This window comes from Arenibacter sp. S6351L (assembly GCF_023016025.1).
GTDB classification, from domain to species: domain Bacteria; phylum Bacteroidota; class Bacteroidia; order Flavobacteriales; family Flavobacteriaceae; genus Arenibacter; species Arenibacter algicola_B.
In genome coordinates this window covers 48,743-71,321 of record NZ_JALKBB010000015.1, presented here as the reverse complement: position 1 = coordinate 71,321, position 22,579 = coordinate 48,743, and the positions used below count along the sequence as shown (strand labels likewise).

Here is a 22,579-nt window from a genome sequence, read left to right as displayed (position 1 = left end):
GAAACGTATTTTAGGTTTCTTTGATGAAAAGTACATAGGTGATAAACAAGCAACGATATAGGTTAAGTCAAAATATGGTATAAACCATATCCCGTTAACTTTGAAAACTATCTACCTTAACCAATAAACTATTATTTATATGAAAACGGTATTAGGATTGTTTATAAGCTTCTTTTTTGTAATTAACTGCATAGGGCAGTCCATGTCGTTTGAATGTCACGAGATAGGCACCTTTAAGGATAGAATGGGACAAACAAGTCTTATAGATATTGATAATGATAATGATCTTGACTGGGTATTTGGCCGTTTTGGTGAAATGTATTGGTATGAGTATGTATCCTCTGATAATTGGATTTTACATGAGTTAGGAAAAGGCGCGTCAACAGATGTCGGAGGCTGCCCACATGATGTAAATCAAGATGGATGGATGGACTATATTGTAGGAGACTCATGGTATGAAAATACTAAAAAGCCGAGGGAAGAAACTTTTGTTATACATAATAAAAATATGATTAATTGTCATGACAATATAGTAGTTGATATTGATGGGGATAATATTAAAGATGTCGTTTCATTGTCCAACAACCCTGATCACCCTGTTTTGTGTTGGTATAAAATCCCTGAAGACTATACTTCTAATTGGAACTATTTTAAAATCGGAAATGGGATTCATGGAGGAATAGCTCCTATGGGATACGGGGATTTAGATAATGATAACGATGTTGATATTGTAAGAGGGAATGCATGGTTTGAAAACGCCGACGGGAAGGGTCAAAAGTGGACATTACATGAAAATCTAACACCTTTAAATGGTAATAGGCCTGACAAATTTGGATTAGCTTTAAAAACCTGGTGTACTGATTTAGATAAAGATGGAGATATTGATGTTGTTCAAGCAGAAGCAGATACTCAAAATGGTAGAGTATTTTGGTTTGAAAATCAAAATAAAGGAGAGAGTTTTGTTTTTCATCTAATATCAAAGGATACCACGAATCAGGATTTTCACTCATTGATTTTGGCAGATTTTGATGGAGATGGTGATACAGATATTTGTTCCGGTGGCGGCCCTTTGTCACAAGAAAAGCATAAAATGTTTATATGGGAGAATAAAAATGGAGATGCAAAAATATGGAGTGAACACACTATTCTTGAAGGCAGAAGGATACATGAAGCTATTGGTGCTGATGTTGACTTCGATGGGGACATTGACATATGCGCGAAGCCATGGCATGGTGGACAACATATTTTTCTTGAAAATAAGTTAATAGATTTTTAACGAAGATACTATCCCGTAATCTGTGTAAATAGTAATTCCCTATAGATTGCTCTCTAAAGTCCCCTCAACAAAAGAGACCATGGTTAGTCGTGTTTTAATCTCCATTACGATCAAATAAATTTTATTTGATCAATTCCCCTTCATGATTCTTGTATCTGCTGTTGCTTCAACATCCCCTATATATGGCCCAGGGATGGGCACATAATCCAAATTTTGTTTCACTCCTTCCTCAGTTGAATAGTAAATTCTTACTACAAGCTCCTTAACTCTAAGAAAAAAGGGTTCCATATCAGCCCTTTCCTGGACATATACCTCTTGGTCCAACCTATTAAGATAATTTAGTTTTTCCCCTTCGTTAAGCTCAAAAAATCTACTGCCCGTATTGTCCATACAGTTTAGATCAAACTGATGCAATCCTGCTAGAAATCTACTTTTATATCCATCATCATAAACTTGTTGAAGCAGCAAATCCAAATATACATTCACCTCTACGTCAGAGGCACTAGGTGTTTCGGTTCTCGGAATGATGGTATCCGCAATAGCCCTGACCAATTTGTCCTGATCATCGTTAAATACCTTATTGTTGGAATGGGAAGCCTCACTTTTGCAACTCATCAAACCCGTAAAAACTGCGGGGGCCAAATAAACAGATTTTACAATCCATGATATTTTTATAACTGCCTCTCTTCTTTCCATAATCTTAAATTGGTGTTATTGCCCTATCGGTGTTGTGGGCATCCATTCCCAAATCACACCCCTACAAACATCTCCCTGGTTTTACTAGAATACATTGTTCTTCATTTGCCTAATGGCATAATCGCACGCCCTCGCCGTAAGGGCCATATAGGTCAGCGATGGGCTCATATAACTGGAAGAAGGCATACAGGAACCATCGGTCACGAACAAATTGGGAATGTCATGGCTTTGGTTGTAGGCGTTGAGAAATGAGGCATTAGGATCCCTTCCCATTCTCGCCGTACCCATTTCATGTACCGCATCGCCCTGTATACTGGCCCCTTCATTGACCTTGATTTCCTGTAGGCCCGCTACTTCCAGTAATTCCTTTGCCTGTTCTTTCATGTCCTGGCGCATTTTCATTTCATTATCGCCAAATTCCGCTGTTATTTTTAGCAAGGGAAGCCCCCATTTATCGGTCAGTTCCGGATCCAACTCCACTTTGTTTTCATAGTATGGCAAACATTCCCCATAAGCCGAAAGGGTCATCTTCCAAGGACCTGGATAGGACAAAGCCTCTTTAAATGCAGCCCCTACTCCGGGCTTTCCCGCATGTATCCCTTCCCTGGCCGCGGCACCCCAAAAACCATAACCTCTAAGAAAATTCATTTCATTACCGTTCACATTTCTAAATCGGGGAACAGCTACCGAGGTAGGCCTATACCCCCTATATATCCTATCCAAATAACCATCAAGTACTCCGGAAGAAGAAATGTCCTTGTGATGGTCCATTAAATAATGCCCCAATACCCCACTTGAATTCCCTAATCCGTTTGGATAACTCTCCGACTTGGAATTTAAGAGGATTCCGGTGGAAGCAATGGTGGAAGCACATAGGAATACCACCCTGGCAAAATATTCGGTCTCTTTTTTGGTGATACTGTCCATGACACGAACCCCAGAAACCCTATTGTTCTTATGGTCGTACAATGCAGAAATAACGATGGCGTTTGATTGTAACGTTAACCTACCTGTATCCCTGGCCGCGGGAAGCGTAGTACTGTTACTGCTAAAATAGGCTCCATAGGGGCATCCGGTGTGGCACATATTACGGGACATACATTGGGACCTTCCTTTAAATTGGCCGGGTTTTGCACGGGTAAGGTGTGCCGCCCGGTTGGGTATCAACCATCGTTCCTTGTAATGTGACTCCAGCCTTTTTTTAATTACCTTTTCGGCATGGTTCAGCTCAAAGGGAGGAAGGAATTGTCCATCTGGAAAATGATGAATATTTTCCCTTGACCCGCAGACCCCTATAAAACGTTCCACATAATCATACCAGGGAGCCAGATCCACGTATCTTAAAGGCCAGTCCACTCCCACCCCATCTTGTAGGTTGGCCTCAAAATCAAGATCGCTAAAACGATAGGCACCCCTCCCCCATATTAAGGAGCGCCCACCTGTTTGATATCCCCTAAACCACCTATAAGGCTTGTCTTTGGGATGGACATAGGGATGTTCAAGGTCATTTACAAAAAAAGATTTGCTCCCGGCATTGAAATTGTACTTCTTGCTTTGCACATGGTAGGCCTTTTTGTCTTCGAGGGAAACATGCCCCAGGTACATATAATCCCATGGAGCCTTAAACATATTGGTATAGCCTTCAGGATGCTTTACTTCCCTTCCCCTTTCCAGAACCAGGGTCTTGAGTCCTTTTTCCGTTAATTCCTTGGCAGCCCATCCGCCCGTTATGCCAGACCCTACTACAATAGCGTCGTATGTATTATTTTTCATCTGGATACTAATAATTCCACGTACAATGTATCGAAATAGCAACAAATCCTTTCCTATTCCCCATAAATATAGGCCGGACTGCTTTAAAAACCTTGGATTATGTCAATATACTTTCCCATCCTGGCGCATAATCCCTTCTCCAATATTTCATTGCCGCATCATTGCCCAAGATACGGCCGTTGTTGGAGTCAATATTCAAGGTACTTCCGGAACGCAAGGCTATGTTGCCCAATTGGACGAGCAAGGTACTTTGGTGCCCTCCCGTAATATCCGAATTTAAAGTTGTTCCTTTTCGGATGGCATCAAACAGGTTTTGAATATGTAAAACGTCCAGATCCTGGGAGGGGTTCGATAAATTTCCTGTTCCAATTTTGCGACTGCCGTTTACTTCCTTCAACAATTTATTATTTAGATCGTACACCTTATAAGAGTTGCCCCCTTCTATGGCCATAGAGCCGTTTTCACCGTAGAACATTACCCCCACACTTCCTCCTTCAACAGAGCGGCCGTTACAACTGCGCCCTTCCCAGGTCATTAGGGTATTATTGGGGAATTCCAGATTTATGATCTGTGTGTCCGGAGTTTCCCAATCATCATTATAATGATACCTGCCCCCATTGGAACTCACTTTGGTAGGATAATCCACCCCTAGTCCCCATCTGGCCAAATCAACAAAATGGGTGCCATTGTTAAGGGCTTCTCCGGTACCCCAGTTCCAGAACCAGTGCCAGTTGTAATGAACTATATTATCCCTAAATTCCTCGCGAGGAGCCGGACCTTGCCATAACTCATAATTCAGCCATGAAGGCACTTCAGTGATTTTTCCGGTTCCAATAGAAGGCCTGTTATTGGCATACCAAGTTTTGGCAAAATAGGGCCTGCCGATAATCCCTTGTTTAAGTTCCCCTATGGCAGCCATCACATTGGGCCATGAACGGCGCTGGTTTCCCATCTGGACCACCCGATTGTATTTTTTGGCTGCGGCCACCGCCATTTCCCCCTCGTGCGGGTTATGGCTGGCCGGTTTCTCCAGATAGACGTGTTTCCCTGCCTTGCATGCCATAATCGCTGCCGGTGCATGCCAATGGTCCGGTGTGGCCACTATTAAAATATCCACATCCTTATCATCCAAGGCCTTTTTAAAATCGGTACTGTGTTTGGGCTTTTTGTTTTGAATCTTGGCAATATTGGCGATAAACTTTTCAGATGCCCTGCTATCCACATCACATGAATACAGTACCTCGCAATTGGGCTGCATGGCAAAATTGGACCCTACTGCATTTCCCCTGCTATTGACCCCCATACACGCCACCTTAAGGCGTTCATTGGCACCTAATATATTCCCATAACTATGGGCACTGAAACCGGGCAATATCCCTCCAATAGAAGCAGCCGATACTCCCATTGCCGTTTTTTTTATAAATGATCTTCTCTTGTTTTCCATGTAATTTTCTTTTGATAGTATTAAATTATGACAACTCGTTTAATATATAACCTCCTCGATTGTGCCAATCTGTGCGTCATTGATACCCTCTGTTTACATTGGGAATAATCCCGACTTATTTTTTATGAACGATATCCGGCTTTAAAAAATAATCCAGAAACAGGTATATCTGTTCATTCGATTCTTGGTTGGGGGAATGTTCCGGTCTATTGGTCATCGCCACACGATGCTCGTATCCCAATAATCTATTAACCGCAATGGTATGGTTCAAGGCCTTCCAACGATCTACCGGATCTTCCGACCCTCCTGAGACCAAAAATGGCCTAGGGGCCATAAGGGCATGCAGCTCGGTAAGGTCATACCCCTGTTCCACCAGTTTTGGATACAGTCCCCTTGCCGGATTTTCCTTTGTAATCAATCCACGTTTCCGCCATGGTTTAGGATGGTATCCCAAATACCATGGCTCCCAATAATTTACCGATTCCCGTGTTTCCTCAAAAACAATCCCCGGATCCGACCATACCGACGCCGCAAATTTATCGTACAAACTGGCCCCGAACATGGCCCACTTGCCTCCAAACGAATGTCCCAAAAGACCTATTCGGGCGGCATCCACTTTATCGACTTTGGACAGTACGTTCCATGCATTTGCGGCAGCATAGCCCAACATGGAAAGTGGCTGTACCCGTGCACTATCGATATTGGGGTAATACAGTGAAAACGTTTTGTTTTTGGACGCTTCTGCCGTCCCTATAGACAACGCCACAAACCCCCGCTTTACCAATTGATAGGCAAAATCCCGATAGGGCTTATCCGAATAGCCTATTGCGGTTTCCGGTTCATAGAAAACGGTAACGACCGCCGGCTTTTTCCCCTCCCCTTCCGGAACCAATAGGTATCCTTCTGTCCGTTCTCCGGGCAACCAATAAAACCGAACCCTATGCTGTACAAAGTTTTCGCGTTTTACGGTATCCAGGATTTCCAATTTTTGATCGGTAATCACTTCCGGCCAAACTCCCATCATTTCCTGCCATCTATCCCGAATCTCCTTTTTTCTTTTTTGCCAGTCTTTAGCTGTCCTTACGTTTTTTCCATTGTAGAACTTTAAAGGGGACCTATATTTTCCATAATCCCCCACAAAGGCATCGGGCACCAAAAAGTTCCGGGCTATCATATCCCATAAGGGATCGGTATCCTGTATTGCCTTAGACTGGCCATTGGCCCCAATGCAATTCATCCACAACAAAGTGGATATCAATAATTTAATCCTAAAATCCATAATTTACAATTAAACCCCGGGAGTCCTTCTGAGACTTTTAAGCAACAAGGTCCCTGTCCTCTATGCCGGATATTTATGTTTTCTTTATTTCAGCCCTGGCCTTCTGCATGACCTCTTCCAGTAAAACCGGTTTTCCTCCCCTCAGCTTGCTTTCGTCCGCAGCCGCTAAAAAGGCAAAGATCTCCAAGGTTTCCTTATTGCTCACCGGTACTGTTCCCGTTTTAAAATAAGCGATGATCTCTACGATCAACGGATCGTACCCGTCCAATATCTTGACCTTTTCCGCAACGCCCTTGCTTCCGTGGACCACTCCGCCAAAAGCAGCTTTTCCACCTTCGGGTGTGGCCGTAAAAACCCCGATCCTGCCATCTTCCCAAACCCCGGTGACCACATTGGATACCGGGGTATCAAATCTTGTTACCTGTTTACAGCCCGTACCCATTAAGGTGAAAAGCGCTTCTACACCGTGTATTCCGTAATAGGCCAATTCCAAATGCCCATCCTGCTTAGCAGCAGGGCCATAGGTATGTGCTCCCAATACCGTTCCCACCGTTTCCTTTCCCTTGGCAATCTCTACCGATTCTGGTGCAAAACGGGTGCTGGAAGCAGAAAATATGGGGGTTTTATATTTTTCTGAAGCCTCAAAAAGCGCTATGGCCCCTACAAGGGAATTGGATATGGGTTTGTCTATAAACATACGCTTTCCGGCTTTTAGTACCGGTAGTGCTTCATCAAGATGCCTTCTACCATCAACGGATTCCAATAGAACAAAATCCACCTTGGCCAAAAGCTCTTTTATAGAACCCACAATTTCCACTCCCATGGCACTGACCTGTTCCGTAAACATGCCTATCCTGTCTATACTGGCCGGCATATCGGCACTTCCATTGGTCGGATAGGCAGCAACTACCGTAAAACCGTTAAATTCGGGTCTTTCCGGGTCGTTGATCGCCTTGGTAAAGGCGGTTACATGGGAGGTATCCAATCCAATGATCCCGATCCTGCCCCCTGCTTTTCCCATACCGTTAGCATACAAGGAAAGGTTTCCTGCCAAACCCACTCCCAATCCTGCCAATGTGGTCGATTTTATAAAATTACGTCGCTTGTTCTCCATTGATTTATATTTCTAGTTTTATAGTTAACCAAGTCTATTTTGCCTACTCTATCTATTTTTACGACACTTTCCCACGAACTGTGTAAGCTAAAAATAACTAGGGTTTGACTTTTATCATCGCCTACCTTTACCAAAGCCAATGTCCGAATGTCTTTAATTATATTCTGAAAGCCCATTGAAATCCAGATTCTTCTGCTTAATTTGTTAATTAGTTGCGAAACATTGGATCATTCAATAACATAACCTTACCTTAGGATATGAAGTTCGTCACAACTCCATTTTACTTAATCAAGTATCTGTTCATTCAAAATCCTTTTTGCGGCTTTATTTCTTCAGTGAAATATTCTTCCAAGATTTTTTGGCCTTTTTGATGTACCGTTATTTTACCACCTATCTTGCCCGTTTTGGAGAAAGTAACTTCGACATCCTTACCATCACTGTTAAATCTAACACCCAAATTATTACCAAGATCTATAGGCTCAGAATCCGTCATTACTTCAAGGGTTCGGTCCCCAACTTGAATGAGATGCAAGAAAAAATCCCTTTTAGATAATTCTTTCGGAGTCACCTCCATACGCCACTGACCAAACAGATTATCTTCATTATTTAGCCACTTCATTCCTTCATAATTCCACTCTCCGGAAGTTAATTCGGGAAGTGGCCAATTTCTCCCGTCAGACCAAAATTGCTTGCCTAGTCCTCCTATTTTAGTCAAATTATAGTTTATAGGATATATCACTCTAGAAAAAATCTTCCCCTCCCAATGTTCACTGGAAAATTGATTTCCACAGACATTGGGTTCATTTGAGGTATGAAACATCCATTTTTTTTGGTACTCTACTCGAGTAGAAGAAACACGATCAAAGATCACAAAGTGATCTGGAGGTAAAAACACAAACTGACGGATAACTTCATTGGACTTCTCTTCGTGATACGAATTTGTAGCATCACTTGCGATATAAGCATAGTACGCGGTTTCATCAAAAGCTATAACCTCAGCCCCTCCTTCATCATTTTGTCCCCCATCATTTGGAATGGGAGAGTTTTCTTCATTCTGTGATGGACCTCCCCAGTAATTTGGCATTTCTTCTCCTGGCATTTTTATGGTGATGCAATTGTGTGCTATCGTGCGACAATAATAATGCGATAAATGTATTCCGGGCTGGGGACGGGTTCCGGAATCCAATGCCAAAAAACCCCTCTTAAAAATTACGAAGTTATTATTATCAAAATGCTTATGTAAACCAACCCCACCAGATGTAAAGAGGCCGTAAGTATCGTTTGGACCAGATCCTGACCTAAGAAATATCTGTCCCATATTTTCAAAATGCCGAGCAATTGGGAGCGTTTCTATAGAATTTAATTTCATATTATTATTCTCATTATCAGAATCAAGTAAGAGTCGTATATAAGGGAAGCTTTCCTGAACTTCATCCTCCAATTGACTATTCATCCAACGAGCTACGGAGACCAACTCGGGATGTGTATCTTTATAAAAATGTATAACATGTGCTAAATGTAGAGGTAGCAATTTTAGAGGCAGTTTATTATCTAAATGCCGAGCATCCCCATGACCAAACTCTAGTTTTCCAGGCAACCAATTCCAGAATATATAATTGATAAAATAAGGAACGTAATCCCAGTCTATAGCTATATCTTTGCCTGTAGCGGAATGGACAGTATGAAAAAAATTAAATGCTGCCCAGGGATTGGCTCCTAATGCATATCCAATTGTACCTGAATTGGCACCCCCATCATCACCGGCACGAGCACTTCTGGATTCCAGCATTTTAATGTGTTCAGAGTATCCTTGTAACAACAGCCTTTCGGCCAAGTCGTCATCTACACCAGCTTTATAAAAAACCACCCCGGCATACCATGGCAAAGCATTGGGACCATAAAATCCTGACTGTATGCCGCCACCGTTTCTTCTGAATACATTACTCCGTTTTTTGTGATCTGACATGTATGCCATTGCTTCCAGCAAAGGCCTCCCAATTTCCCTTCTTTCATTTCCTTTAAGGTCATTGTACAACCAATCATAAGCAGCCAATGCATTGATTCGACTAAAATTATACCAATGAACATTAAGACCTTCAACGTTTCTAAGTTTATAATATTCAACGACTTTCCTTAATAGTTTTGTTGCAAGTGTGAGGTATCTTTTGTCTTGGAAAACTAAATACAAAAGGGCAGCCTCTGATGCACTGGTCCCAATTTGATGGTCCCTGCTCTGATGACCATCTCGTATAAGTAAATTTTCAAACTTGAAATCCTTCTCGAAAAGTTTATCTATTCTTTCCTTAATCCCGTTAAAAATCTTTTGATCCCGATTAAGAGCCCGTTGCTTAATATTAGACAACATTGAAGAAGTCAAAAACATACGGGGGTGTTCAATTCTCATTGCATCCATTAGGTTTGTTTCGTTCAGCGTTACCTGACTATACAATGATATTTGGGAAAGTATACCCATCAAAAATACACACATCAAGAGCTTAAACAATTTCATATCAAAATGTATTTTCATTCTCTATGGTCGAATCGACTACTCTGCCAAAAAAAACATACAAAACCGAATCCCGCCATAATAACGATATCGCACTTCTAGAAGAAACTAACGAGCTGTTCAAAAGTGGGGCCAATCAAAACATTCTCCTCCAATTTAAACAAGGGCCATTTGTCTAGTCAACCAAAAATTAATCCTGTTATACTTAATGTTAAAAACCAAAAACATCAGCCACTTTTTTTAGAATCATTAACCATGTGTTTCTTTAATACAAGAAGACAGTTTTCTTTGTCTCCACTTTGGAGCTTAAATTGCGTAGTTGATGCTCTAGTATTAACATTCATTTCTCGAAAACGGCTTCAAATGCACTATTTTTTGTTTAGTTTTTACTTGGAGTCCATTGCGACCTTCCACCAGAATCTTTCAAAAATTGCAATGATTCCTGGTACCCAATCAATTGAGCTTCCAACAACATTTCAGGAGTCAGGACAATCATATCCCCTTGCCCATCACGAGCTGCAGCAAATCCATGATTCGGAGATTCAATGACTGCGCTTAATGCCCCACAATGAAAACTCAAGGCGCCATCCAAACTAAAAGGAGAATAACTACCAACCCGTTCCGGATCTGATTCTAGCTGGACATTATCAGTCTTTTCTAAACCCGCTGTGGTCCATGCCGTCAAGACTTTTCTATACAACCTATCAAAAACAACATTCAATGAGACTTCAGTAAATGGCTTTAGCATCTTAGGAAAAACAGCTCCCGTATGCATATTCAGAATTAGGTCAGGTTTTTCAATGCCGCACAAATCAAACAAAGCCCGAGTCTCAGGCTGCATCGCATTAAAAAAATCATCATGTTGAATATTCACGCCGGCTTCATTGGAATAACCACCGGGAAACTTATTGGAAGTAAAGTCAAAAGGGATGAACTCTTTCACATCAGGCCAACCTATAAGTGTTCCATCAGGATATCCTCCTGTGTTCCAAAATTCATTCACCTCATAATTCATTCCCCTGAAAGGAAACATGCGTATTGGCACCCGATTCCTTCCATCTGGATTCATAACCGGGATTACAATCAGTCGGTCAATCGAATTGAAAAGCTCTTCTATAACTGGCCAAGAGACTCCTCTCAGATCTTTACCCGTTTCTAGAACAGACAAAAAATTGATGATCCCCATTATAGGTTCGAGCTCACCCCCGTGAACCCCGGCCATAGCTAAAAAAACTGTTTTTTCATGATCTGGGCCCCTATATGCCAAAACATCTTGATAACCCAACGAACCGGAATAAGTGGTTGTTCCCTCGCCTTTACGTGGACTCCCATAAAAAACCGCTCGAATAGGACGATTCCCAGCTGATGTACCAATTTGTCGTACTTCCCCTTTCCTTATTTTCTCATCTAAGAATTCATTTATTTCCCTATTGGAGGTAAGCCAGTAAGCAGGTATTTGTTCTCTTTCTTTCAAATATTCGGTCGGCACTTCAAAACAATGAATTCCAGGCTTTATCCAGGTAGTATTCTGACTTTTCACTTTTGACGTAACAAATAAAATTATTCCTAGAATTAAATAAATCGTTCGATTCATATTTTTATAGTTTCTTTAGTTTTATATTAAACAATTGTACGTTTTATCTGGATCGATTACACACCCCCCATCCATATATTTCCGCATTATAAATTCTCTTTACTGATTTCAAACATCCATTTGCCAAAGGCTCACCGAGATACAGACATGAAAATATTCAGTTTACTTCCATTTTTCTCTGCCAGCTTTATATGCCATTTGTGATTATTGCTCTCAACTTAACAAAGAATGAACATTGCGTCGGATGACTGCGTGCAGATCACAATCAACCATATTGAGATAACATTAACTAAAAACGGAATAACTTACACAAAGTTTAACGAAAGTATAAAAAAATATTTATATTACATATCATAACAATATTATATATATTTTCATAACTAATATTAATAATTACAAATCGAAAGAAAATAAAATGTCTTTGTATCTGGTCAATTGGATATCGAGGCTATTTCCAAACAGTTCCCTGTTCAGTCGTATTGTCTCTTTCCCCACTTCCAGAACAATATCCTTTTCCAAAACACCATTTATACTGATTGCTCCTGAATCCACTCCCCCATGTCCTGGATCCAGAACTACTATTGGTTTATTAATTACCTGAGCCTGAATGGGATTGCATAAAAGAGTAAATCCAATCCAAAGGCCAATTATCCAAATACGTTTCATACCGTCGATATTCAAAGTGCGTGTTGCACAATTTTCATCGTTTAGATGAATTCGCTTCTAATCCGTGAAATTTTAACGTTAGCGACTGTTAAAATTTATTCATTCCCCATCGTTTTGTCCGATCCTTTGGAAATTCCGTAACGAATAATTTATCAACCGCCTTCTACCCATAGCTATTGGGAAGGCCTCAAAAATGTACAATCATGAAAAAACCAATTAAATCATTGCTGCTATTGCTTTTGGTTACGGCATCAGCTTTTGCACAAATTGGAGGCATAGAAGACTCTGTCAACGATGTCTCCGATACCATCAGGACCATCTTTCCCATAATCCTCGGGGTCATCTTCCTTATAGGGTTCTTGTTCAACGCCGGACATTTCTTTGGGGAAAACGCGGATCTAAAAAAAGGCATCACCAGGGTACTGGTCTTTGTCTTGATTGCTGGGGCCGTAGTTGGCATCTTTACTTACCTCATAGGAATTGTAGTGTGATGAAAAAATTCGAAATATATAGGAATATTAGAAAAAGGGCCATGATTTTCGGCTTGCCCATATCCTTTTTTGCACTACAGATGCTGTCCATAATTGCTTCTTTGATGGTCATCATTTTCTCATTCAGTCTTGAGATGATAATGGGTGTCCTTATATTCAATACCATACTTTATATAGCTCTGACAAGGCTTACGAAAAGTCAACTCTCCTTAACCCTTACAAGGGTGTTTCCAAAAATCATCAGCAATAAAAATTCCTCATCCCTTAATTATGGACAAGATTAATCTTTCTGCAAACCATCCCATCGCCGATATCCAATCCAACGTCGTCTATGCCAACAATGGTAATGTGGTACTATGTTATGAAGGTTTGTTGCCAGAAATCTATTCCTTGTCGGAAACGGATTTTGAAGATATCCATGGCGCCTGGTTCCAGGCCATCAAATCGTTGCCAATCGGATGCGTTGTCCATAAACAAGATGTTTATCTAAAGAAAACCTACACCTCTGAAAAATTGCCCAATACTTCCTTTTTGGCGAAGGCCACCCATAGGTATTTCAAAGGCAGGGAGTATATCGACCATCGTTGCTTCCTATATTTTATCCTTACACGGAACAAAGCGTTGAATAACTCCAAATATGTAAACCCTTTTCGAAAAGTTCCCAAGGGAATCCATTTGGAAATGGATGAACAGGTCAAAAGTTTTATGGGTTCCGTAAACGATTCCGTTTCCTTTATCAACAATAGTCGCAAGATGACTTTTGTCCCGCTATACGAAGAGGAAATCCTCTCCAATACCAACAATTATTTCAATGGGTTCAATGAGGGTTTCGATACCGATATTCTTTTGGACAAATCTAAGATTACCATCGGCCAAAACGATTTTGATGTCCTAGCCATAAATAGTGAACTATGTTTTGGAGAAAGTGTCCAGAGCAGTAAGACCAATGAGCGGTTTACCTCGGATGATTTTGTATTCCATCAGGGTTTTATAGATGGCATAGGGTTAACATTGAACGAAAACCATATCGTCAACCAGATTATATACCTGGATGATAAACATAAATGGCGCAAGCTATTGGACAAGAAAATAGAGGAACTGAACAAAAGTTCCAATTTCGGTTCCCAGAACAAAGTAACCCTGACCAAAGTCCAGCATATTCTGGACAAGATTAATGGGGATGACAGTTCTAGGATCGTTCGGGGCCATCTTAACATCATCTATTGGGACCATACGGCCAAGGGACTTGAAAAAATAGGCTCCAAAATTAGGACCGAGTTCAAAGAGCTTGATATTATACCCTACTATCCTAGGGGCGAGGAGCGCAAAAATTATTTTCTGAACAGCTACTTCTGCTTTTCTTCCAATTTTTCTGATGAGGACCTATACGTTACGGACCTGAAGCATGCTCTGTGCCTTAGCATAAACAATAGCAACTATAAATCCGATGCTACTGGAATCATTTTCAATGACCGGGAACATAATATACCTGTCTTAAAGGACGTCTGGGATGAAAAGAAAAAGCGTATCAAGGCCCGGAATTTTGCCATTTTCGCCCCAACAGGCGAGGGCAAATCTTTCTTGGCCAACAATATACTCCGTCAATATTTCGAAAATGGGGTGCGCCTGGTCATTATAGACCTTGGAGGCTCCTACACTAAATTCGCGAACCTTTATCCCGAACAATATACCGTCCTGAGATATGAAAGCGGGAAGAACCTAGGCATCAATCCCTTTTACATAAGTCATAAAGCAGACTTGACTCCAGAACGTTTGGAGGATCTGTCTGTATTTCTATTTGAACTGTTGGCCACGGAGCTTAAGGCCACCAAGGCCCAATCGGTATCTATAAAAAAAATACTACAGCATTATTATCAGATCGTTGATGGGAACCATTCCTTGGACAGCTTTTATAGATTCATGGAAGGGAATCAAAAAGATCTGTTGGATCAGCTTAAAATTCAACCTGAATATTTTAACATAACAGGCTTCCTCCACATCATGTCGGAATATGTCGGCGATGGACTCTATAGTTTCTTGTTCGAGGTCAGCAAGGACCAGACCTTTAAAATTGAGGACAAACGATTGATCGTTTTTGAACTGGATGAAGTAAAGGACAATAAGGAAATTCTTTCGGTAATGCTGAAGCTTATAAAATCTGCCATCCAACGGACCATCTGGAAAAACCGAGCGGAAAAGGGCATCATCCTGTTTGACGAATTTGCCAAACAGCTCAAATTCGAAAGCGTTCTGGAAAGTGTGGAATTCTACTATCAGGCCATCCGAAAACAGAACGGGGCCATAGGGATCATACTCCAATCCATCAACCAACTGCCTAACAATTCCACCTCGGCCAGCATACTGGAAAATACCCAGGTCATATATAGCCTTAATAATGAAAAGGGATATATAGAATTAAAAAACAGGTTAAGCCTGTCCAGCCATGACCTGAACCAGTTGAAATCCATTAGGAACAATCTTACCGGTCCCCGAAAGTACACGGAAATGTTCATCAAGATAGGTAGGGAAAGCAACATTTTTAGGTTGGAGGTTCCCCCCGAAGTTTATGGTGCCTATCTAACAGATGGAGCTGAAAACGAGGCCATAATGGCCATTTATAATAAGACCCAGAATATGGAGAAGGCTATTCAAGAATTTATAACACTAAAAAAAGAAACATTATGAGAAAGAAAATCAAAACATTGGGAATCGCGCTGGCCATTACCCTTTTATTGCCTGCAGGTGCTGCTTGCCAGGGTGTACCGGTTTATGACAACACCAATTTCATCTCCTTCATGAAATCCTTGCTGGAATCCGGCAAACAGACCTCCCAATTATTAAAAACGGTCAAATTTCTGAAACAACAGAAGGAAAATGTGGATAAGGTCAATGACGTGATCAAACAATTAAAGGCCGTAAAAGAACTTGCCAATAGTAACCAACGCTTGTTCGACATTGTACAGGACGATCTGAGGGAGATTTTCAGTTCTCCCTATATCCATCCTGATGAAGTTACCCGTATCTCGGATTCTTTCAATGATATCATAGAAAACTCCTTGTCCGGTTTGGACTATATTGAAGAAGTACTATCCAGTGATAATCTCAGAATGACGGATGCCGAACGCGCTTCGATCCTCAAGGAGAAAGAACTGCAATCCAAGGAAATGGTGGCGGAGATTGAATCCAAGACCCGACGATACCGTGAAATCATCGCTTTTAGGGAAATGCAGGACAAGATCAATAACCGAGAAGCCAAACATTAATGTCAGGAATATTTTTAGGTATTGGGCTCGAATATGTGGACTCTGTCTTTCAGACCATCAAGAATAGTGATTTCTCCGTATACACAATAACGGGTATGAAGGCCCTTGCCCTACTTTTTTTCCTGATCAATATCCTCAAAAAGTACAATGAAGGAGTGGCCAACAATGAAGGTTACACCTGGGGGCTTACCCCTACCGAATTGGCCAAGAATTTTGCTGTTTTCATTTTAGTCATTTTTTCAACACAGGTATTAGCAGTGTTCGACACCATTTTGGTGGCCATCGAGGGGCAATACCGGGACACGGCACCGGCGCTCCTCCCGTTACAGATGCAAGAATTGGATATTGAGCAGGATGTGGGCGCCTTGGATGCCGCCAAAAAAGCTATGGCCCTTTTATATGAAGCATTGGTTACCCCTTTGTTCGGTCTGAAGATTTTGGCCTTTATTATCGGTCTTTTCCTTTGGCTGATGGACCTGTTCATCTATCCCTTGTTCTTGGCGGAACGTTTCTTTCTTCTGGGGATCATGCAGGCCTTTTTCCCCTTGATCATCAGTTTTGCCGTTTTTGAAAAGTTCAGGTCATTGGCTTACAACTATTTCAAACTCTATGCAGGGGTCTATATGTTGGTACCTGCATTTTTCTTGGTAAATGTATTTATCAATAATCTGTATACCGAAGTGAACACCAACTTTTGGTCGAGCCTGTTTGGTACAGATTGGGGCAGCCAGTTTTTTGCACCGTTGATGCAATTGGGCTCCATAGGTTTTATCGTATTGCTCAAGTTCAAATTGTACCGTAGGGCCATCTCCTTTACCATTAGGCTTTTTAGTGGGGCATAGGATACATTGAAATAAATCAGAACCGTAATCCATGGACAACCAATAAGAACTAAAAACTCAAAAGATGAAAACACCTTATAAAAATATTTACAGAGTGCTGAACCAAAATCGCTTTATTGTGTGGTCTTTGGTTATTGGCACAACCGTAACCTGTATCGTAGCCATACTATCCGTAATAAAACTGCACAAGGAAACCGTTAACAATGCTTTTGTGGTCAATACTGATGGAAGTGTCATTCCGTTAAAAATGATTGCTCAAAAAGAAAACCTAGGCGTAGAAGTATTGTCCCATTTGGAACTGTTCCACACCCACTTCTATAATATTGATGCCAGTAATTATGAAAAGAACTTGGAAAAGGCACTTTGGTTGGGCAACAGCTCCGTGGATGCCCTGTACCGACAGAAAAAATCGGATGGAGTCTATAATAGGTTATTGCAATATTCCCTGGTTCAAAAGGTACTCGAGATCGATTCCGAAATAGTGCTATCCCACGAACCCTATACCTTCCTCACTAAGACGCGGTTCGAAATCAATCGGGGAGCCATAACGGACACTTACGAATTGGTCACCACAGGTAATTTGATCCATGTGGACCGAAACTTCCCAAAAAATACCCACGGGCTCCTGATTACCAACTATTACGAGAAATCCTTAAAAAAACTGCAAAATGAAAATTGAAAAGAACAAGATCGTATTTGGCTCGGTAGTTCTGATCATTGTACTGTTCATAGTCGGCTATTCCTTCATGGTCATGAGCAATGGGGATAATGCAGATGCACAATTGGAACATACTGAGGTACCGGAATTGGAACAGCAACAGCAAGAATATTCCACCAAACTGGAAGCATTGGACAATATCCAGGAAGTACGTATGAAAAATGCCCCGAGCGTTTACGATGAAAAGTTTTTGGATTCCGCAGGCGTTTATGATCCAAATTTTATGGATAAGGAAAAACAGCGCATTGTGGACAGCATTTACAGTTATGGACGGATCGATTATACTCAAAGCAGCTATCGAAAAATAGATCCTCCAAGTGAAAGACCCATTGAGGCTACTGTTCTGGATACTATTGAACTGGAAGGCCAAGAGCCAATATCCTCCAAAGAACTGGCATTGGAGCATCAGCTGTTCTTTGCTTCGGATCCTCGACCGATTCCAATTTCTTATGCCCCTGATATCGAAGACATTCTTGTTGAAGTTGATGGCAATCAAGTGGTGAAGTCCAATAGCCGATTACAGCTACGTTTGCTGCAGGAGGTAAAACTGGGACCAAAGACCATCCCACGGAACACTTTGATCTATGGGATGGTCAGTTTTCAGCCTAACCGCACTCTTATACAAATAGATAATATCGACCACATTCCAGTAAAACTGAAGGCCTTTGACCTGCAGGATGGACTTGAGGGTATTTATGTGGAGAACAGTTTTCGGGGTGAAGTGACCAACGAGGTTGTTGATGATGTTCTGGACGATATCAATATTACAGGTGTTCCTCAAGTAAGCGGTATCAAAAAAGTATTCCGACGTAATAATCGAAGTACAAAAGTAACCGTAACCAACAATTACCAACTCATTTTAAAATCCAAATAATTTCAATAAACTCTTGTTACTATGAAAAACTCCATACCCTTGATCTGTCTCCTGATCATGATGGGCGTTTCAAAAGCCCAAAATCGCAAAATCATCGACACCATCTATGCCAATGAACAAAAAACCGTTTCCATGTTCTTTCCCAATCCGATTCGTCAAGGAATTACAGGTTCCTCCAATTATGCCTTTAGTTATAACCGGGATAAAGAACAATATTTTGGTTTGCTGCAGGCCACTCCGGGAGAGGAAAGCAACCTTTTAGTGGTTACCCGCGATGGAGAGGTCTACTCCTATTTGTTACGTTACTCCCAGAAACTGGAAAAACTTAATTATTTTATCGAAGCTGCGGAAAGTATTGGCAATGAAAGAACAGGTAGCGCCATCTTGCCAGAAGTTGAAATAAAAAGTCCATCCAATGAAATAGCGTTGGATAATGCAAAAATCAAAGAATACTCCAAACTTTGTTCCCAATTTCTCCGAAATCCCCATCCTTTTGACCAAATAAAATTTAAGGACGGCGTTTCCATACGTATGACCAAAAGCATCTATTATATGAATAATGTCTACATACTTTTTGAAATATCCAATGACTCTCAAATTGACTTTGAAATCAACGGCTTGAGCCTATATAAAGTGAATGGCAACAATAAACGAAAAGCCTCCTATCAGGAACTATTAATCTCCCCGAACTATGTATACAACAGACCTTCAGTCGTTCATAAAGACCGTACAGTACAATTTGTATCAGTCTTCCCCAAGTTTACTTTGGGCCCCAGGGCAAGGCTTATGGTCAAATTGGACGAGTTGAATGGGAATAGGGATGTAATAGTGAAATGGAAGTAACAATATCACCATTCATTTTTATGGTTGGTTTTTAAACAATCATGCCGGACATATTTGATTTAGTTTTACAAATCCTGTAAATCAGTAAGGCTAAGAAGGTACTCTCTCGGGTTAATTGACTTTAACTTGTCCATCATTTACCGAAATGTAGGTAGTTGACGAAGTATAAAACCTATTACAACGAATAGACACCCTTGAAATCAAAAGAAGATAGGAAATGGCAAAAAATAGTAGGTATGGCTTTAACAACTTGTCCCCAATCAGCTTGTTGTTAACTCCCACAACTGAAGTAAGCTTTTACAAGTGGATTTCATCTCTTTATACAAGAACAGAGTAACCTATATTGTCAATTAATGTTAGAAGATGGCGCCTTTATCCTAAGAGGCTACTAGAATTTTCGACCATTGAAAAGACTCATTGCATATTCTGATGAGTAAGTATTTCCACAAGTAAGATTTTTGAAGCCATTCAAATACGGGGCAATAGCACGGCGATGCCCAGAATTTCTAGAATGGATCATGTTATCTGCAAAGCTCGATTGTTTGATTGTTCAATGACTGAATTGCCAACCATGCCATTAGACCTCCTCCTACTTCAAGAGCAGTCTCATCTATATTGAAGGTTGGCGTATGCAATCCCGAATTGATACCATCATTTTCGTTACCCACCCCCAATAAATAGAAACATGACGGGTTTCTTTGCGAGTAATATGCAAAATCTTCTGAGGCCATCCATATATCAGACTCAAGTACACTTTCTTCCCCGAGATATGATTCTGCATTTGCCTTCGATTCTTGTGTTAAATCCTTATCGTTATGTAAAGAGGGATAACCATGGTTTATCCTGAGTTCACATTTTCCACCCATGCCTTCCGCAATAGAACATGCCAGCTTCTCCAACTTCATTAACGCATGTTGGCGCCAAGTTTCATCCAAAGTTCGGAATGTACCTTCAATAGATACTGTATCAGGAATAATATTGATTGCACCATTGGCAATTACTTTTCCGAAAGACAATACCGAAGGTACTTTTGGAGATGACATTCTACTAACCAGTTGTTGGGCCGCCACGATGATATGTGACGCAATCAGTACGGGGTCTATAGTGGATTCGGGGGTTGCCGCATGCCCTCCTTTTCCCGTTATTCTAAGAAAAAGTTCATCCATACTGGCCATAAATTTTCCAGAACAAAACCCTACTTTTCCAGCAGGAAGGTCTGGTCGAACATGTTGTCCGATATGTGGTATAACCCCAAGATCATTATATCTCTTTTCTTTGAGGACCAATGTCGCCCCTCCGGGCATAATTTCTTCTCCCGGTTGAAATAATAGTTTTATTGTACCGTTCAGATCGCTCTTTATATGATATAGAACTCTGGCACACAGCAACAAAGATGCCATGTGCACATCATGACCACAGGCGTGCATTACACCATTGTTCCGTGAAGTATAGTCAAGTTGGCTTTCTTCACGGATGGGCAATGCATCCATGTCCGCACGTAACAATATTGTCCTTCCCGATTTATTGCCATTGAACGAGGCTAGTAATCCTGTTCCGGCCACTGGGGTAATATCTACAATCCCAATTTTTTCCAATTCTTCCCTGATGAAGGCGCAAGTGTTGAATTCCTGGAACGAAAGTTCAGGATTTTGATGTAAATACCGTCTTACTTTTATATAATACGGGGTGTATTCTTTGGAAAGTTGTTTTATTATTTTCTTTAGGTCCATTATATCTGCAACCATGTTCATTATCGTTCGAGCTTGAAATTTAGTTATACACGGCAATAAATTTATATTGTCCAGTGCGTGTGGTATTTACTCCATTAATAGTTCATAATATGAAAAATAACCGTTACGTTATAAACGCCATGTAATTCATCAAAGTATAACCACAAAGTAAGCGGTTATGTGGGTACAACCACATGCTTTACAGCTTATTATATATTTTGATTTATCTAATTCAGTTGGCAATTCTCCAAGATTTAGCAATCCAAAGTTCTATTTAGACATCCTGATGGGACGGGCTGACTGATTTGCACAAACACATCCCATTCACTTATTTCAAAATACCGATTCCAACAAAACCTTTGTTCCACCACGCTTTTTACTTTCTTCCGCAGCTTGCATGAACGCATAGATTTCCAATGTTTCTTCACTTTTTACCGGAGCCTTTCCAGAACGAAAAAACTCAATAATTTTAACCATCAGTGCACTATAAGATTCAAATGGCCCCATATTTGCATTGCCAAGATCTCCAAAAGCCGTTCCTCCAAAACCGATTTTTCCTGAACGTCCTCCCCTGAAGCTCCCTATTCGACCATCTTCCCAAACCCCTACAACCATATCGGTTTCATCCGTGCAGGTCCTGACCACGCTTATACAGCCCTTGCCCATAACAGAAAAAAGAAGTTCCACTCCATGAATTCCGTACCAGTACAAATCTGGATGACTAGGTTCAATATGGGCCGGACTAAATGTATTTGCTCCGATCACTTTACCAATTGACTTTCCCTCTCGAATGTCCTGGACATTTTGAATATACCTAACAGAGGAGGAGGAAAACAATGGCACTTTATATTGATCCGCAGCATTATAGATTGCTATAGCATCGGAAAGCGAAGCAGCAACAGGTTTATCTATAAATACAGGTTTTCCAGCTTTGAACACCTGAAGGGCCTGTTCCAGATGAAGTCGTCCATCATTTGTTTCCAAAAGTACTACATCCACTTCAGAGAGCAGATCGGTTAACGAGCCTACTACCCTAACACCCAATGATTTAATTTCTTTAATATACTTGGGTATGCGACTGGATCCAGATTCAATATCCCGACTACCCCAAGGATATGCTGCAACAACACGGTACCCTGCCAATTCAGGTATAGGATCAGGTGTATTTAGAAGTTTTGTAAATTCAATTGAGTGTGAGGTATCCAATCCGATAATACCTACTCTTTGGTCTTGCTTCATCGTTAGTGATTGGGCGGTGTTTACCGAATATCCATTGATACCAAATCCAACTCCAATTCCGGCCAATGTAGTTCTTTTGATAAAGTTTCTGCGTGGCTTATTTTTTAGCATAATCAGTCCTAGTTTTAACAAAGGCTAGAGCCATGAGTACATCTGGCCACACCCCTCTTATAGTCGGTTGTAAGTATTCCATTCCTAGAATATGCATATGGGTCCTTTATTCTGAAATAT

19 protein-coding genes are annotated in these 22,579 nt (G+C 40.9%); 9 read left to right on the top strand and 10 right to left on the bottom strand.

The annotated features are described in order from the left end of the window. Nucleotides 1-139 precede the first annotated feature (139 nt). Nucleotides 140-1,276 (top strand): VCBS repeat-containing protein, encoded by a 1,137-nt coding sequence (locus MWU82_RS13375; protein ID WP_247096748.1) that lies wholly within the window; start codon nucleotides 140-142, stop codon nucleotides 1,274-1,276. Between the two features lie 129 nt (nucleotides 1,277-1,405). Here MWU82_RS13375 and MWU82_RS13370 read toward each other — a convergent pair whose 3' ends face one another. The 8 genes from MWU82_RS13370 to MWU82_RS24290 all read right to left on the bottom strand — a co-directional run bounded on the left by MWU82_RS13370 (nucleotide 1,406) and on the right by MWU82_RS24290 (nucleotide 12,348). Beyond that, on the bottom strand, nucleotides 1,406-1,972 hold the full coding sequence (locus MWU82_RS13370; RefSeq protein ID WP_247096747.1) for a gluconate 2-dehydrogenase subunit 3 family protein: 567 nt from the start codon (nucleotides 1,970-1,972) through the stop codon (nucleotides 1,406-1,408). An 84-nt stretch (nucleotides 1,973-2,056) separates the two neighbouring features. After that, nucleotides 2,057-3,745 (bottom strand): GMC family oxidoreductase, encoded by a 1,689-nt coding sequence (locus MWU82_RS13365; RefSeq protein WP_247096746.1) that lies wholly within the window; start codon nucleotides 3,743-3,745, stop codon nucleotides 2,057-2,059. A gap of 97 nt (nucleotides 3,746-3,842) precedes the next feature. Beyond that, entirely contained in the window at nucleotides 3,843-5,189 is a 1,347-nt protein-coding gene (locus MWU82_RS13360) for a Gfo/Idh/MocA family oxidoreductase (RefSeq protein ID WP_247096745.1), read from the bottom strand. A gap of 115 nt (nucleotides 5,190-5,304) precedes the next feature. Beyond that, nucleotides 5,305-6,468: an alpha/beta hydrolase family protein gene (locus MWU82_RS13355; protein WP_247096744.1), complete on the bottom strand. Its 1,164-nt coding sequence runs from the start codon at nucleotides 6,466-6,468 to the stop codon at nucleotides 5,305-5,307. A gap of 73 nt (nucleotides 6,469-6,541) precedes the next feature. Further along, nucleotides 6,542-7,582, bottom strand: a complete 1,041-nt coding sequence (locus MWU82_RS13350; protein WP_247096743.1) for a hypothetical protein — start codon at nucleotides 7,580-7,582, stop codon at nucleotides 6,542-6,544. A gap of 304 nt (nucleotides 7,583-7,886) precedes the next feature. Beyond that, complete coding sequence (locus MWU82_RS13345; RefSeq protein ID WP_247096742.1) at nucleotides 7,887-10,091, bottom strand: heparinase II/III family protein; 2,205 nt, start codon at nucleotides 10,089-10,091, stop codon at nucleotides 7,887-7,889. A 376-nt stretch (nucleotides 10,092-10,467) separates the two neighbouring features. Next, entirely contained in the window at nucleotides 10,468-11,682 is a 1,215-nt protein-coding gene (locus MWU82_RS13340; protein WP_247096741.1) for a M14 family zinc carboxypeptidase, read from the bottom strand. A gap of 393 nt (nucleotides 11,683-12,075) precedes the next feature. After that, on the bottom strand, nucleotides 12,076-12,348 hold the full coding sequence (locus MWU82_RS24290; RefSeq protein ID WP_348646992.1) for an N-acetylmuramoyl-L-alanine amidase: 273 nt from the start codon (nucleotides 12,346-12,348) through the stop codon (nucleotides 12,076-12,078). 203 nt (nucleotides 12,349-12,551) lie between these two features. On the opposite strand from MWU82_RS24290, the gene MWU82_RS13330 reads away from it, so the two are divergent. The 8 genes from MWU82_RS13330 to MWU82_RS13295 all read left to right on the top strand — a co-directional run bounded on the left by MWU82_RS13330 (nucleotide 12,552) and on the right by MWU82_RS13295 (nucleotide 19,379). After that, nucleotides 12,552-12,839, top strand: a complete 288-nt coding sequence (locus MWU82_RS13330; RefSeq protein WP_247096740.1) for a hypothetical protein — start codon at nucleotides 12,552-12,554, stop codon at nucleotides 12,837-12,839. Continuing rightward, nucleotides 12,839-13,123, top strand: coding sequence for a hypothetical protein (locus tag MWU82_RS13325; protein ID WP_247096739.1), 285 nt, complete (start codon nucleotides 12,839-12,841; stop codon nucleotides 13,121-13,123). The genes MWU82_RS13330 and MWU82_RS13325 overlap by 1 nt, the downstream gene beginning before the upstream one ends. Further along, nucleotides 13,110-15,524, top strand: coding sequence for a TraG family conjugative transposon ATPase (locus MWU82_RS13320; protein ID WP_247096738.1), 2,415 nt, complete (start codon nucleotides 13,110-13,112; stop codon nucleotides 15,522-15,524). The genes MWU82_RS13325 and MWU82_RS13320 overlap by 14 nt, the downstream gene beginning before the upstream one ends. Continuing rightward, nucleotides 15,521-16,102: a conjugal transfer protein gene (locus MWU82_RS13315; protein WP_247096737.1), complete on the top strand. Its 582-nt coding sequence runs from the start codon at nucleotides 15,521-15,523 to the stop codon at nucleotides 16,100-16,102. Before MWU82_RS13320 ends, MWU82_RS13315 begins: the two co-directional genes overlap by 4 nt. Further along, nucleotides 16,102-16,944, top strand: a complete 843-nt coding sequence (locus tag MWU82_RS13310) for a hypothetical protein (RefSeq protein WP_247096736.1) — start codon at nucleotides 16,102-16,104, stop codon at nucleotides 16,942-16,944. Before MWU82_RS13315 ends, MWU82_RS13310 begins: the two co-directional genes overlap by 1 nt. A 64-nt stretch (nucleotides 16,945-17,008) precedes the next feature. Continuing rightward, nucleotides 17,009-17,623: a conjugal transfer protein TraK gene (locus MWU82_RS13305; protein WP_247096735.1), complete on the top strand. Its 615-nt coding sequence runs from the start codon at nucleotides 17,009-17,011 to the stop codon at nucleotides 17,621-17,623. Beyond that, nucleotides 17,613-18,536 carry a conjugative transposon protein TraM gene (traM, locus tag MWU82_RS13300; RefSeq protein WP_247096734.1) on the top strand — a complete coding sequence of 308 codons (924 nt, stop codon included), beginning with the start codon at nucleotides 17,613-17,615 and terminating at the stop codon, nucleotides 18,534-18,536. The genes MWU82_RS13305 and traM overlap by 11 nt, the downstream gene beginning before the upstream one ends. A gap of 21 nt (nucleotides 18,537-18,557) precedes the next feature. Continuing rightward, complete coding sequence (locus tag MWU82_RS13295; RefSeq protein WP_247096733.1) at nucleotides 18,558-19,379, top strand: DUF4138 domain-containing protein; 822 nt, start codon at nucleotides 18,558-18,560, stop codon at nucleotides 19,377-19,379. Between the two features lie 521 nt (nucleotides 19,380-19,900). On the opposite strand, the gene MWU82_RS13290 is transcribed toward MWU82_RS13295, so the two are convergent. Together MWU82_RS13290 and MWU82_RS13285 are read right to left on the bottom strand one after the other, a co-directional pair. After that, nucleotides 19,901-21,130 (bottom strand): M20 family metallopeptidase, encoded by a 1,230-nt coding sequence (locus MWU82_RS13290; protein WP_247096732.1) that lies wholly within the window; start codon nucleotides 21,128-21,130, stop codon nucleotides 19,901-19,903. Between the two features lie 312 nt (nucleotides 21,131-21,442). Beyond that, nucleotides 21,443-22,459 (bottom strand): Gfo/Idh/MocA family oxidoreductase, encoded by a 1,017-nt coding sequence (locus MWU82_RS13285; protein ID WP_247096731.1) that lies wholly within the window; start codon nucleotides 22,457-22,459, stop codon nucleotides 21,443-21,445. Nucleotides 22,460-22,579: the final 120 nt, after the last annotated feature.